Origin of the sequence: Marinospirillum sp. (genome assembly GCF_044810985.1) — a bacterium.
GTDB lineage: Bacteria > Pseudomonadota > Gammaproteobacteria > Pseudomonadales > Halomonadaceae > Marinospirillum.
Genome location: NZ_CP085242.1, coordinates 2,259,782 through 2,273,283, shown reverse-complemented (window position 1 = coordinate 2,273,283; position 13,502 = coordinate 2,259,782). Strand labels below are relative to the sequence as shown.

Below are 13,502 nucleotides of genomic sequence, written 5' to 3'. Positions count from 1 at the left end.
CACCTCCAGATATGTGAACGCGTCACGCAAAACTTCAGTTACTCAACCATAACAAAGAGTAACCCATGCGGAAAGTCTAATCCTTGTTGTACGCCTTATGCATCGGTTCGCTCAATTCATGAACCGCATCAATCAATGCCTTGGCATGATCCGGGTTCACGTGCTGGTTAATACCATGCCCCAGGTTGAAAACATGCCCTGACCCAGGACCGTAACTGTCCAGAATGCGCCCAACTTCAGCACGTATGGCCGCAGGCGGTGCAAAAAGTGCGCTGGGATCAAAGTTGCCCTGCAGGGCCACGCGGTTGCCGACACGGGCACGGGCACTGCTCAGCTCGGTCGTCCAGTCCAGACCCAGAGCATCAGCCCCGGTTGCAGCCTGATGTTCCAGCCATTGACCGCCGCCCTTGGTAAACAGGATCACGGGCACCTTGCGGCCCTGGTTATCCCGGATCAAACCATGGATGATTTGTTCCATGTATCTCAGCGAGAATTCCAGATAAGCGGGAGTGGAAAGACTGCCACCCCAGGAATCAAAGATCTGGACGGCCTGAGCACCGGCGCGGATCTGCGCATTCAGATAAGCCGTCACCGTTTGCGCCAGCTTATCAAGCAACTGGTGCATGACATCCGGCTGACCATAAAGCATGGCCTTGGCATGACGGTATTCACGGCTGCCCTCACCTTCGGTCATATAGGTCGCCAGCGTCCAGGGGCTGCCGGTAAAGCCAATCAGGGGCACACGACCATTCAGTTCTTTGTGGATGCGACTGACCGCATTCATGACATAGTCCAGATCCTTTTCCACATCGGGAATCGGCAGGGCCTCCACTTCGGCAGCAGTGCGCACTGTCTTGCGGAACTTGGGGCCTTCCCCGGCCACAAAATACAGGCCCAATCCCATGGCATCCGGGATGGTCAGGATGTCGGAAAAAAGAATCGCGGCATCCAGATCAAAACGCTCCAACGGCTGCAGCGTCACTTCACAGGCCAGATCCGTGTTACGGCATAAATCCATGAAAGAACCGGCCTGCTTGCGGGTCGCCAGATACTCAGGCAGGTAGCGTCCAGCCTGGCGCATCATCCAGACAGGGGTTCTATCCACGGGCTGACGGGCCAGGGCACGGAGAAAACGGTCATTTTTCAGTTCGGTCATAAGACGTCCCAAGACAACAAATCATTAAAGCCTTTGCAACAATCAAAGGCACCAGGAAATCACTGGCCCCATTGTAGCCTGCTGATGGTGCTCAGGGCAGGTATCTGGATAAAAACTTGTAACAGCTGCTGCCGATTGCCCAGCAACCTAGTAGAATAGTCAGAATTAATTTTGACTAGCTGAGAGATACAGACTTGTGACCCTGCGCTTTGTTGCTTCTTCCCGTCTGCCCACACCCTGGGCCACTTTTACAATGCACGGTTTTGAAGACACTGAAACCGGAAAAGAGCATTTGGCTTTGACCCTGGGTGAATTCAACAACGACCAGTCGGTTCTGGCTCGTGTTCATTCTGAGTGCCTGACTGGGGATGCCCTGTTTTCCTTGCGTTGTGATTGCGGTTTCCAGCTGCAGGAGGCCCTGAAACGAATCGCCGAAGAAGGCCGGGGTGCCCTGCTTTATCTGCGTCAGGAAGGTCGCGGAATTGGTTTGCTGAATAAAATCCGGGCTTATCATCTGCAGGATGCTGGCGCCGATACCGTGGAAGCCAATGAACAACTGGGGTTTGCGGCTGATCTGCGCGACTACTCCATGCTGATCCCCATGCTTGAGCATTTGCAGATCACCTCGGTGCGCCTGATGACCAACAATCCACGCAAGGTGGCTGCCCTGGAAAATTACGGTTTGCTTGTTGCGGAAAGGCTACCCATCACCACCGGAATGAATCCTCACAATGCCGGGTACCTGGAGACCAAAACCAACAAGCTCGGCCACATGATGACAGCCGCGGATTTCAGTAAAGATAGCTGATTGACAGGGTGTTAAAGTCGATGCCGTTGTTTTGTTCGGACATGCCATTGTTGGAATAATGCCGGTAGCGCAGGGCCAGATCCCACTGGTCACGCTCACCCCATTGCCAGCCCAGGGCCAGGGTGTCTTCAAACTGAAAATTCTGACCAAACTCATGCTGGCTGGCCGGAAAGCGACTGGCTGACATGAAGGTGGCACCAATCGACGTTTCCAGATAAGGCAGCCAGCTCAGAGCCGGCTCCAGGCGGAAAACCGGCGTCAGTACCAGTAGATTGTTTCTATCCAGAACCCCGTCCTGCCGCTGACCCTGCCAATATTCCAGCGCCAGCTGACCGTGCAGCTGAATGTTCAGCCAGTCGCCTTCATGCAGATCCTTCCAATGCCAACGCCAGGCTACGCGGTGGGCGCTCACCTCTTCCCCTTGCCCGGATTCCACCAGCACACGATCCGCCTCCATGGGGTTGGTGGCCAGAGTCGTCAGCAGGGTTACAGCAACGGCTGTGCGCCAGTATTGACTGCCTTCCACCAGCTCGGCTGTTGCCGTGGAGCTGGCCGCCAGAAGGAGGAGGGCGATCCAGAGTTTTTTCATGCTCGCCACTAGTCCCCGATCACCATGACACCTTCGGCTTCAAATTCCACGGCTTTGGGCAAAGCAGCAACCTGAACGGCAGCACGTGCAGGGTAAGGTTTGCTGAAATAACGGGCCATGACTTCATTCACGGTAGCAAAATTGGCCAGATCGGTCAGATAAAGATTGACCTTGACGACTTCATCCATGCTGCCACCAGCCGCTTCACAAACCGCCTTGAGGTTTTCAAAAACCTGGATGGCCTGGGCTTCAAAGTCACCGGCAACCACTTCCATGGTTTCAGGTACCAGAGGGATCTGGCCGGACAGATAAACGGTATTGCCCACTTTGACCGCCTGGGAATAGGTGCCGATAGCTTCAGGTGCCTGTTCCGTATTGATCACTGCTCGATTACTCATGTGCTACTCCTCATTTTTAAAATCATCGTAAACGCACAACCCGGTTCACTTCCGGTATCAGACGCAGTTTTTTCATGACCCGCGCCAGATGGATCCGATCCTTGACCAGCAATTCCAGGGTCAGGGTGGATAAGCGCGCATCCCTTTCATCAACACTGATGCGCTCCAGATTGGCATCCATATCGGTAACCAGGGTGGCAATACGGGCAATGATGCCGCGCTGATCTTCAATTTCCAGTTTCAGATTGACGCTGAAATCCCCTGAGGTCACTTCCGCCCAGCTCAAGGCCACGCATTTATCGGGATTGTCACGAATGTCCTGAAGGTTTTTGCAGTTATCGCGATGGACCACGATACCACTGCCGAAGCTGATATGACCGCGAATAGCATCACCGGGAATCGGGCGGCAACAACGGGCAAAGCTGACCACCATACCTTCAGTGCCATGAATGATCATATTGCTTTCATCGGATGTTTCCTTGCCCAGCGCCTCCGTATCCAGCAGACGTCTGGCCACCATGTAAGCCATGCGTTTACCCAGTCCTATGGCCTCCAGCAATTCCTGCTGACTGGCCACTTCCATCTCTTCCAGAAGCAGATTGATTCGCTCTTCCGGCAACTCGTCAAAACGCACATCAAATTGCGCCAGGGCTTTTTCCAGCAGGCGTTTGCCCAGAGCTTCAGATTCGCTGCGCTGCTGTTGTTTGATGTAATGGCGTATGGCCGAACGGGCTTTGCCCGTGGTGACAAAAGACAGCCAGGCCAGATTGGGGCGGGCACCGGGGGCGGTAATAATTTCCACCGTCTGGCCGCTCTGGATTTTTGCGGAAAGAGGAGCCAGCTTGCGATCAATCCGGCAGGCAACACAGCTATTACCGACATCCGTGTGCACGGCATAGGCAAAATCCACCGGCGTGGAGCCTTTGGGCAGCTCCATAATTTCCCCGGTGGGAGTGAAGACATAAATCTCGTCAGGGAAGAGATCCACCTTGACGTGCTCAATGAATTCCAGGGAATCCCCGGCGCGCTGCTGCATTTCCAGCAGGCCTTTAACCCATTGGCGGGCGCGGGCATGGCTGCCTTCGGCAATGGGGCGATCCGTCTGACCGGCCTTGTACAGCCAGTGGGCCGCTACGCCATTGTTGGCCATGGCTTCCATTTCCCGGGTGCGGATCTGAACTTCAATTGGCATGCCACTCAGGCCAAACAGGGTGGTATGCAGGGACTGGTAACCATTGGCCTTGGGGATGGCCACATAATCCTTGAAGCGACCCGGAACCGGCTTGTAGGTATTGTGAACAGTGCCCAAAGCACGATAGCAGTCGTCCACACTGTCCGTCAGAACCCGAAAAGCATAGACATCCATGATTTCGCTGAAAGATTTGCGCTGGTTTTTCATCTTGTCATACAAGGACAAGAGGTTTTTTTCACGGCCAATCACCCGCCCGTGAAGGCCTTCACTTTCCAACCTTTCCTGCAGGCGCTGCTGTATCTGTTTGACGATTTCCTTGCGATGCCCGCGCACACTCAGTACGGCCTTGCGCAGGCGTTCATAACGCATGGGGTAGATGGCCTGAAAGCTTAAATCCTCCAGCTCCAGACGCAGGGTATTGATCCCCAGGCGATTGGCAATCGGCGCATAGATATCCAGGGTTTCCTTGGCAATACGCCGCTTCTTCTCACGCTTCAAGGCACCCAGGGTGCGCATGTTGTGCAGACGGTCGGCCAGTTTGACGATGATGACGCGAATATCTTCCGCCATGGCCAGCACCATTTTGCGAAAGTTTTCGGCCTGGGCCTCGGCTTTGGATTCAAACTTGATCTGGGTGAGCTTGGAGACCCCGTCCACCAGCTCGGCAACCGGCTCACCAAACTGGCGCGCCACGGCTTCCTTGTTGACACCGGTGTCTTCAATCACATCATGCAAAAGGGCTGCAATCAGTGCCTGGTGATCCAGGTGCAGATTGGCCAGGATGGTGGCTACGGCCAGGGGGTGGGTCACATAGGGTTCGCCAGAGCTGCGGCGCTGTCCATCATGCGCCTGCTCTGCGTAATAATAGGCTCGCCTGACCTGCTGGATTTCACCAGCTGGCAGATAGCCCTTCAAACGATCACAAAGATCTTCAATCGTGTTCATTACCCACCTTCAGGTGTTAAGACTGGAATACAGGCGGGCAATAAGCAGCATGAAATCAGTAGTCCTGCTGCTGGAGTTCTTCCTGTGCCTCGAGAGCCTTTACTTCAGCCTCATCAAGAATGGATACATCGGTATGGCCTTCAGCAATTTCACGCAAGGCAACCACGGTTGCCTTATCGCCTTCCCAGGCGACGTGGGGGTCTTTGCCGCCCAGAGTGAGCTGTCGTGCGCGACGGGTCGCAACCATCACCAGTTCAAAGCGGTTTTCTACGTTTTCAAGACAATCTTCAACAGTTACACGAGCCATGGAGTGACACCTGACAATAGCAGTGGGAAGGTTTTACCAGACCCACCATTGTAGCGGAGCGCAAGGCCTCACAACAAGAGGCAGTTTATTTTAAAAGATTTTCCAGAAGACCAGCCTGGCTTTGCTGTTGACTGTCCAGGGTCAGCCTTTGCGTAATAAAAATGGCCTGCAGTTCGTTCAGTGCCTGCTGGAAATCATCATTGACCAGCAGATAGTCATATTCCGGGTAATGACTCATCTCACTAATGGCCTGCTGCATACGCCCCTCAATGATTGCTTCACTGTCCTGCCCGCGGTTGTTCAGACGCTCGCGCAATGCTTCCTGGGAGGGCGGCAGGATAAAAACACTAATGGCCTCCGGCATTTTTCTGCGCACCTGCTGGGCACCCTGCCAGTCAATTTCCAGGATCACATCCACCCCGGCCGCCATGCGCTGCGCCACGGCCTGCTGAGAAGTGCCGTAGTAATTGCCGAACACCTCAGCCGACTCGAAAAAAGCACCTTCATCCACCAGCTTCTGGAACTCTGCTTTACTGACAAAGTGATAATTGACCCCGTCTTCTTCGCCGGGACGGGGCGCACGGGTGGTATGCGACACGGAAACTTCCAGCTTGGGCAGTTTCTCCAGCAGGGCAGCAACCAAACTGGTTTTGCCAGCACCTGAAGGGGCGGAAAGAATATACAAACGGCCTTTTGGCTGCGACATGGCAGACTCCCTGTAGACATTGAGCAAGTGTTGGAAAGCCCGCCAGTTTACCTGCCTCTTGGCATGGCTGCGACTCAATAGGTATTTCCAATTGCACTATTGGATTTAATCAATTTCCAGTATCTGGCATCAGACCCTAGTATAAACCCTGTCAAAGCAATAAAGATTCATCAACCCACTTAAACTCAAGGAGTTTATTAAGATGCCACAAGCAATCAATACCGAGATCAAACCCTTCAATGCCACTGCTTTCAAACAGGGTGAATTCGTGGAAATCAGTGAAGCCGATGTCAAAGGCAAGTGGTCTGTTTTCTTCTTCTACCCAGCCGACTTTACTTTTGTTTGCCCCACCGAGCTGGGCGACGTGGCTGACAAGTACGAAGAACTGCAAAAGCTGGGCGTGGAAGTTTTTTCTGTGTCCACTGACACCCACTTTACCCACAAAGCCTGGCACAGCTCTTCCGACACCATCGGCAAGATCAACTACTACATGGTTGGCGATCAGTCCGGCAACATCACCAACAACTTCGGCGTGATGCGCGAAGGTGCTGGCCTGGCTGACCGCGCCACCTTCCTGATCGACCCGGATGGCGTCATTCAGGCGATGGAAGTCACTGCTGAAGGCATTGGCCGTGATGCTGACGACCTGCTGCGCAAGGTGAAAGCCGCTCAGTACGTGCGCAACCACCCCGGCGAAGTTTGCCCTGCCAAGTGGAAAGAAGGCGATGCCACTCTGACTCCATCTCTGGACCTGGTTGGCAAGATCTAAAGCCGACCCCACCCGTCAGCCTTCGGGCTGGCGGGACTCCGCAAGACCCTACTTAATGTTTGTCACCAAAGGACACGCACCATGTTAGATGCCAATCTCAAGCAGCAACTGGACACTTATCTACAGAAGATCGTCACCCCGATTGAGCTGAGCGTGTCCAGTAACGGTGAACCCAAAGCACCCGAATTACAGGAGCTGGCCGCAGAAATTGCCGAGCTGTCTTCCAAAATCAGCCTCAAGGAAAAGGGCTCTGCCCAGCGCACACCCAGTCTGGCGATAGCCGCTGAAGGCCAGTCCCCCCGCGTCAGTTTTGCGGGCATTCCCATGGGCCACGAATTTACCTCTTTGGTACTGGCTCTGCTGCAGGCAGGTGGACACCCTTCCAAGGCCGAACCGGAATTGATCGAGCAAATCCGTAATCTGCCCGGCGAGTACCATTTTGAAACTTTTATTTCGCTGTCCTGCCAGAACTGCCCCGATGTGGTTCAGGCATTGAATTTAATGGCCACCATCAACCCCAACATCACTCACCAGATGGTGGATGGCGCTCTCTTCCAGGATGAAGTGGAAGAAAAACAGATCATGGCCGTGCCTTCTGTTTATCTGAATGGTGAACACTTCGGCCAGGGCCGCATGACCCTGAATGAAATCGTCAACAAGCTGGATACCGGCGGTGCCGAGCGCAAGGCTGCCGAATTGAATGAACGCGAGCCTTATGAAGTTCTGGTCGTGGGCGGTGGCCCTGCCGGTGCTTCCGCAGCCATCTATGCTGCGCGCAAAGGTATTCGTACCGGCGTGGTTGCCGAGCGCTTCGGCGGTCAGGTAATGGACACCGTCGGCATTGAAAACTTCATCTCAGTGCCCTACACCGAAGGCCCCAAACTGGTTGCCAATCTGGAACAGCACGTCAAAGACTATGATGTGGACATCGTCACTGAACAAAAGGCCTCCAGCCTCAAGCAGGGCGAATATATTGAAATCGGACTGGAAAGCGGTGCCACCCTGAAAACCCGCAGTGTCATCCTCGCCACGGGTGCTCGCTGGAAGGAAATGAAGGTGCCCGGTGAGCAGGAATACCGTGGCAAGGGCGTGGCCTACTGCCCCCACTGTGACGGCCCTTTGTTCAAGGGCAAGAAGGTGGCCGTGATTGGTGGCGGTAACTCAGGCATTGAAGCCGCCATTGATCTGGCGGGCATCGTGGAATCCGTGACCGTGCTGGAATTCGGCGACACCCTGAAAGCCGACCAGGTGCTGCAAACCAAGGCGCGCTCCATGAAGAACGTGGAAATCATCACCCATGCCATGACCACTGAAGTGCGCGGTGATGGCCAGAAAGCGGTCGGCCTGAATTACACAGATCGCAGCAGTGGCGAAAGCAAGCAACTGGATGTGGCCGGCATTTTTGTCCAGATCGGCCTGGTGCCCAACACCGAATGGCTGAAGGGCTCCGACCTGGAACTCAGTCGCTTCGGGGAAATTGAAATTGATAATCGTGGCGCCACCAATATGCCCGGTGTTTTTGCTGCCGGTGATGCCACAACGGTTCCCTACAAGCAAATCATCATTGCCATGGGGGCTGGTTCGACAGCTGCCTTGAGTGCTTTCGACCACCTGATCCGCACCCCGTCACCGGAAGAACGCAAGCAGGAAGCGGCTGCAGCCGGTTAATCTGCCGTAGTTTACGCGAGAGTCAATTGCTGTGCTTGCCGCCCCGAGGGGCGGTTTTTTGTTGGGGTATCCAGCAGATGTACTACTCTCTCAATGCCGTCCACGACTTCATTGAATCCAAGAGGCAAAACCATGATCTCTCGTCGCACTTTTAACCAGCTCGCTCTTTCCGGTCTGGCTTTGCCTTTTTTGCCTTCCGCCTTCGGGCACAGCCAGCCTGCGCTTGATCGAGTGATTCGTTCACTGACCCGGCTGCATTCCATTCAGGTTCAGTTGGGTGATCAGGTCATCTATGCTCAGGCTCCCAGAGGGCCGGGGCTGGATTCTTTTGCTTATATCAAGTCCTGCTCGAAAAGCCTGGTCGCCCTGCTGCTGGGAAGCTGCATTGCCAGAGATGAAATCGCATCAGTGGATCGCCGCCTGGTCCAGGTCGCTCCCAAACTGATTCCGGCAGATGCAACTGAGGGTGTGGATAAAATAACCCTGCAAGATCTGGTCACTCTTCAGGCTGGACTCGAAGGAACATCCGGCCCCCGTTATGGTGCCTGGGTGAACTCACCCAACTGGATTGCCAATGCCCTGACCCGGCCTCAAGTGGCTGAGCCAGGCCAGCGTATGGTCTATTCCACCGGCACCAGCCATATTCTGGGTGCCGTTCTTACCGAGGCTTCCGGGCAAAGCCTTTTACAGCTCGCCAGAGAGCGTCTGGGCGATCCACTGGGATTTAGAATCCCACCCTGGGTACGTGATCCACAAGGTTATTATCTGGGCGGCAATGGCATGGCCCTGACCCCCAGAGCGATGCTTGCTGTTGCACAACTCATGCGTGACGAGGGCCGTTTTGAAGGACAGCAGGTCATTCCCGAAGACTGGATTCATGCCTCCATGATTCCCCGGACCCAGTCACCCTATTCCGGCCTCGACTATGGCTACGGCTGGTTTATTTCCACAAGTGGCTACGTCATGGCACGGGGTTATGGGGGTCAGACCATCGCAGCCCACCCTGAACACAAACTGGCGGTTGCCATCACCTCCGACCCGAACACTCCGGCTCACTCAAAGGGGTATTTTGCTGACTTGATGGAATTGCTGGACGGGCCGGTTTTGGAGTTGGCCAAGGCGGCATGAAGTTGAGCCAAAACAACTCAGTGGGTTTCACTCAATATTCTGGATCTGCTCGCGCATTTGCTCGATCAGGACTTTCAATTCCACGGAAACCTGTGTCATGTCGAGGTTCATGGCTTTAGAACCCAGGGTGTTGGCTTCGCGGTTCATTTCCTGCATCAGGAAATCCAGGCGACGACCCACAGGCCCTTTTGTTTTTAGTGCACGACGCACTTCGGTGACATGGGCTTCGAGGCGATCCAGCTCTTCGGCGACATCCTGTTTTTGCGCCAGCAGTACGACTTCCTGTTCCAGACGCTGGGGGTCAACCTCGACCTGCAATTTGGCTGCTTTTTCCAGAACAGAGGTGCGCCAGGCTTCCAGAGCAGCGGGCAAATAAGCCTGGGCGTTTTGCAGATGGGTGGTGATTTGAACCAGGCGTTCTTCCAGCATCGCGGCCAGGGCTTCACCTTCCCGCAAACGGTGGGCCTGCAGATCGTCCAGCGCCTGATCAAAGAGCGCCAGCACCTGGGCTTGAACTTCTTCTTCATCGGTTTCGCTGGCCTGAATCACACCCGGCCATTCCAGCAGTTTCAGCGGATCAAGAGGTGCAGCCTTGGCCATTTTGCTGCACACTTTTTCGGCACTCGTCACCAGCTTTTCCAGCAGGGGCTCATTTAAAACCAGCTCCTGGTTGTCATCGGTTGGATAGAATTTCAGAGTGAGGTCGAGTTTGCCGCGCGCCAGTTTTTGTTTGAGACGATGACGCAGGGTGGTTTCCTGATTGCGCAGGCTTTCCGGCAGGCGGAAAGAAGGCTCCAGATAGCGCTGGTTCACGGAACGGATTTCCCAACTCAGGCTGCCCCAGGGCAGATGGGTTTCACGACGTGCAAAGGCGGTCATGCTGGCAATCATGTTGAATCCTTAGTGTGTATAATGCGCAGTTCATTCATTCAAGGCTTTAGGTAGAACCCATGCGACCCAGCGGAAGAACCCCCGACCAGACCCGAGAAATCACCCTGACCCGTCATTTTACCAGTCATGCCGAAGGCTCTGTACTGGTGTGCTTTGGAAATACTCAGGTGATCTGTACGGCCAGTGTCGAAAAAGGCGTACCGCGTTGGCTGCGTGGCAAGAACCAGGGCTGGCTGACGGCTGAATACGGTATGTTGCCGCGTGCCACCCATTCTCGCAACAACCGTGAAGCCACTCGCGGCAAACAGGGTGGCCGCACTCTGGAAATCCAGCGTCTGATTGGTCGCTCCTTGCGCTCGGCTGTGGATCTGAAAAAACTCGGTGAATACACCATCACCCTGGATTGTGATGTTATTCAGGCCGATGGCGGCACGCGCACCGCTTCCATCACCGGTGCCTGTGTGGCCCTGGTGGATGCCCTGCGCAGCCTGCAATTGCAGAAGCTGCTGAAAAGCGACCCTTTCAAACAATACATTGCTTCGGTTTCCGTGGGTATTTACAAAGGCGAACCGGTTTTAGATCTGGATTATGCCGAGGACTCAGCCTGTGAAACCGATATGAATGTGGTGATGACCGAAAGCGGCCAGTTCATTGAAGTTCAGGGCACCGCTGAAGGCCAGCCTTTCTCGCGTGAGGAGATGAATGCCATGATGGCTCTGGCTGAAAAAGGCTGCGAAGAGCTGGTGGCCTTGCAGAAGAAAGCGCTGGAAAACACCTGAAGTCAAAAAAGCCGGGCTTGCCCGGCTTTCTTCAGGAAGCTTCCAGTTTAGAGTTCATACTCCACATAGACGGGAGCATGCGCTGAAAACTTAACGCTAGGATCAATCCAGGCCTTTTTGATGTTGCGGCGCAGGTTGGGCCCCACCACCTGGTAGTCCAGACGCCAGCCTTCCTGCCTGCCCCTGTCGAGTTCCATGCTGGGCCAGAAGGAATACTGGTCCGCATCACGGTTCACCTCACGAAAAGCATCGATATAGCCCAGCGGTCCAAAGACCTGATCCATCCAGGCACGCTCTTCGGGACGAAAACCGATACTCAGTTGGTTATCCTGCCAATTGGCCAGATCCAGAGTTTTGTGGGCAATATTCCAGGAACCGCAAATAATGTATTCACGGCGTTTGCGGCGCAGCTTGGTCAAATATTCCAGAAACTGCTCCATAAACTGCTTTTTTTCCGCCGGATTGATTCCCGAGGGCATCTGAAAGCTGCAGACGCTGACCTTATCGAAATCCGCCTGGATAAAACGACCTTCACGGTCAGCCAGCTCAAAACCCAGACCGGTCATGATGGCCTTGGGCATGGTTCGGCAATAAATGCCGGTACCGGCAAAATCATCCTGCTCGGCATCAAAGAAATAACCTTCCCAACCCTCCGGACGCTCGATTGCATCACCCAGCTTGTAGGCCTTGGTGCGCACATCCTGGACGCAAACCACATCTGCATCCTGCTCCTGGAGCCATTCGAGGAAACCTTTTTCTACGGCTTGTTTGATTCCGCCAACATTCAGGGTGATCACTTTCATACGTGAGTAGTTCCCGTTCCTGCGTGGTTACACGTTTATTTAGGGTGTATGATACCTGACCTTAATACTTTAGGGGAATTGCTGTGCTTGATTATCAACAAGACTTTATTGATTTTGCCATACAACAACAGGTTTTACGCTTTGGTGAATTCACTCTCAAGTCCGGTCGAGTGAGTCCTTATTTTTTCAATGCCGGTCTTTTCAATACCGGTGAAGCCCTGGTCAAGCTGGGCCACTGTTATGCAGAGGCCATTCAACGCGCTGAACTGGACTTTGATGTCCTTTTTGGCCCTGCCTACAAGGGTATACCCTTGGCCGCTGCAGCAGCCAGCACTTTGGCCAGTGAATACCAGCGCCCCACCCCTTTTGCCTTCAACCGCAAAGAAGCCAAGGCTCACGGCGAGGGCGGTCAACTGGTGGGTGCCGACCTTCAGGGTAAAAAAGTGCTGCTGATTGATGATGTGATTACAGCGGGCACGGCAATCCGTGAAGTCTTGCCACAGATAAAAGAGGCTGGTGCCCAGGTGGCCGGGGTGGTCATTGCTCTGGATCGCCAGGAACGCGGGCAGGGTGAACGCTCAGCCATCCAGGAGGTGGAACAGGATCTGGGCATTCCCGTTGCCAGCATCATTACTCTGAATAACATTTTTGAATACTTGAACGCGCATTCAGACTTGCAGTCTTATGCTCATGCCATTGAAAATTATCGCCGTACCTACGGGGTTTAAGTAAACTGTTTTTATTTTCTTCACCAAAGGATTTCCAAAATGCTGGTTAAAAAACTAAGTAGTGTAGCAACCCTGTTGTTACTGGGACTTTCCACTCAGGTCGCAGCCTTCAGTCTGGCTCCCGGGTCGATTGAAGCCAACCTGAATAATGAAACCATCCAGTTTGAATTTGACAAGCCGGTCAGTGGGGCCAATAACCTGCACGTCAATTTTGGTGCTCTTTACACCGAACACCAGGATGCTGATTCTTCTGTAGTGGCCACCGCAGGTTTCCAGGGTGTGGAAACGGACAATCAGACGTACCGTGCCGGGGTCGGTGCGCGTCTCTATGCCTATGATGCTCCTGCCGACACAGCAGGAGCTGCCGTAGCTGTGGGCGGGCTTTTTTACCATATCGTGCCCGGTGCTCCCCATGTTTCTCTGGGCGGTTATGGCTGGTTTGCGCCCAAGGTAACCAGCTTTGGTGATACAGAGCAGCTTTATGAAGCCGGCTTCCGGGTTGCCTATCGGGCCATCCAGAATACCGATATTTTCCTGGGCTATCGTTATCTGCACCTGGAAACGGAACAGGGCTTTGATGACACTCTGGAAGACAGCCTGCATGTTGGCTTTCGCCTGAATTTCTAAGGCGGTTT

Annotated in this window: 15 protein-coding genes; 7 read left to right on the top strand and 8 right to left on the bottom strand. The window is 54.1% G+C overall.

Features of this window, described 5'->3' with window-relative positions; genetic code table 11:
• Positions 1-76: 76 nt before the first annotated feature.
• A complete protein-coding gene (hemE, locus tag LG323_RS10670) occupies positions 77-1,156 on the bottom strand; it encodes a uroporphyrinogen decarboxylase (protein ID WP_404415909.1) in 1,080 nt (359 codons plus the stop codon).
• Positions 1,157-1,352: 196 nt separating this feature from the next.
• Here hemE and ribA point away from each other — a divergent pair, with 196 nt between their 5' ends.
• Complete coding sequence (gene ribA, locus LG323_RS10665) at positions 1,353-1,964, top strand: GTP cyclohydrolase II (RefSeq protein WP_404415906.1); 612 nt, start codon at positions 1,353-1,355, stop codon at positions 1,962-1,964.
• Here ribA and LG323_RS10660 read toward each other — a convergent pair.
• The 5 genes from LG323_RS10660 to gmk form a co-directional block, all read right to left on the bottom strand.
• Positions 1,948-2,553 (bottom strand): acyloxyacyl hydrolase, encoded by a 606-nt coding sequence (locus LG323_RS10660; RefSeq protein WP_404415903.1) that lies wholly within the window; start codon positions 2,551-2,553, stop codon positions 1,948-1,950. The two genes, ribA and LG323_RS10660, sit on opposite strands and share 17 nt — an antisense overlap.
• An 8-nt stretch (positions 2,554-2,561) precedes the next feature.
• Positions 2,562-2,951 carry a RidA family protein gene (locus LG323_RS10655; RefSeq protein ID WP_404415901.1) on the bottom strand — a complete coding sequence of 130 codons (390 nt, stop codon included), beginning with the start codon at positions 2,949-2,951 and terminating at the stop codon, positions 2,562-2,564.
• A gap of 22 nt (positions 2,952-2,973) precedes the next feature.
• Positions 2,974-5,088 (bottom strand): bifunctional GTP diphosphokinase/guanosine-3',5'-bis pyrophosphate 3'-pyrophosphohydrolase, encoded by a 2,115-nt coding sequence (spoT, locus tag LG323_RS10650; RefSeq protein WP_404415898.1) that lies wholly within the window; start codon positions 5,086-5,088, stop codon positions 2,974-2,976.
• A gap of 55 nt (positions 5,089-5,143) precedes the next feature.
• Positions 5,144-5,395, bottom strand: a complete 252-nt coding sequence (gene rpoZ, locus LG323_RS10645; protein ID WP_310697822.1) for a DNA-directed RNA polymerase subunit omega — start codon at positions 5,393-5,395, stop codon at positions 5,144-5,146.
• Between the two features lie 85 nt (positions 5,396-5,480).
• On the bottom strand, positions 5,481-6,101 hold the full coding sequence (gene gmk, locus LG323_RS10640; RefSeq protein ID WP_404415893.1) for a guanylate kinase: 621 nt from the start codon (positions 6,099-6,101) through the stop codon (positions 5,481-5,483).
• A gap of 202 nt (positions 6,102-6,303) precedes the next feature.
• On the opposite strand from gmk, the gene ahpC reads away from it, so the two are divergent.
• The 3 genes from ahpC (at position 6,304) to LG323_RS10625 (ending at position 9,666) form a co-directional block, all read left to right on the top strand.
• Entirely contained in the window at positions 6,304-6,870 is a 567-nt protein-coding gene (gene ahpC, locus LG323_RS10635; RefSeq protein WP_310697820.1) for an alkyl hydroperoxide reductase subunit C, read from the top strand.
• An 81-nt stretch (positions 6,871-6,951) separates the two neighbouring features.
• The gene (ahpF, locus tag LG323_RS10630; protein WP_404415890.1) at positions 6,952-8,538 is read left to right on the top strand and encodes an alkyl hydroperoxide reductase subunit F; all 1,587 of its coding nucleotides are present in this window, start codon (positions 6,952-6,954) and stop codon (positions 8,536-8,538) included.
• A 132-nt stretch (positions 8,539-8,670) separates the two neighbouring features.
• Positions 8,671-9,666 carry a serine hydrolase domain-containing protein gene (locus LG323_RS10625; protein WP_404415887.1) on the top strand — a complete coding sequence of 332 codons (996 nt, stop codon included), beginning with the start codon at positions 8,671-8,673 and terminating at the stop codon, positions 9,664-9,666.
• Positions 9,667-9,693: 27 nt separating this feature from the next.
• Here LG323_RS10625 and LG323_RS10620 read toward each other — a convergent pair whose 3' ends face one another.
• On the bottom strand, positions 9,694-10,557 hold the full coding sequence (locus tag LG323_RS10620; protein ID WP_404415884.1) for a YicC/YloC family endoribonuclease: 864 nt from the start codon (positions 10,555-10,557) through the stop codon (positions 9,694-9,696).
• 59 nt (positions 10,558-10,616) lie between these two features.
• Between LG323_RS10620 and rph the strand changes: the two genes are divergently transcribed.
• A complete protein-coding gene (rph, locus tag LG323_RS10615; RefSeq protein WP_310696602.1) occupies positions 10,617-11,336 on the top strand; it encodes a ribonuclease PH in 720 nt (239 codons plus the stop codon).
• A gap of 47 nt (positions 11,337-11,383) precedes the next feature.
• On the opposite strand, the gene LG323_RS10610 is transcribed toward rph, so the two are convergent.
• Entirely contained in the window at positions 11,384-12,139 is a 756-nt protein-coding gene (locus LG323_RS10610; RefSeq protein ID WP_404415880.1) for an exodeoxyribonuclease III, read from the bottom strand.
• A gap of 83 nt (positions 12,140-12,222) precedes the next feature.
• Between LG323_RS10610 and pyrE the strand changes: the two genes are divergently transcribed.
• Together pyrE and LG323_RS10600 are read left to right on the top strand one after the other, a co-directional pair.
• The gene (gene pyrE, locus LG323_RS10605) at positions 12,223-12,867 is read left to right on the top strand and encodes an orotate phosphoribosyltransferase (RefSeq protein WP_404415877.1); all 645 of its coding nucleotides are present in this window, start codon (positions 12,223-12,225) and stop codon (positions 12,865-12,867) included.
• Between the two features lie 39 nt (positions 12,868-12,906).
• The gene (locus LG323_RS10600) at positions 12,907-13,494 is read left to right on the top strand and encodes a YfaZ family outer membrane protein (protein ID WP_404415874.1); all 588 of its coding nucleotides are present in this window, start codon (positions 12,907-12,909) and stop codon (positions 13,492-13,494) included.
• Positions 13,495-13,502: the final 8 nt, after the last annotated feature.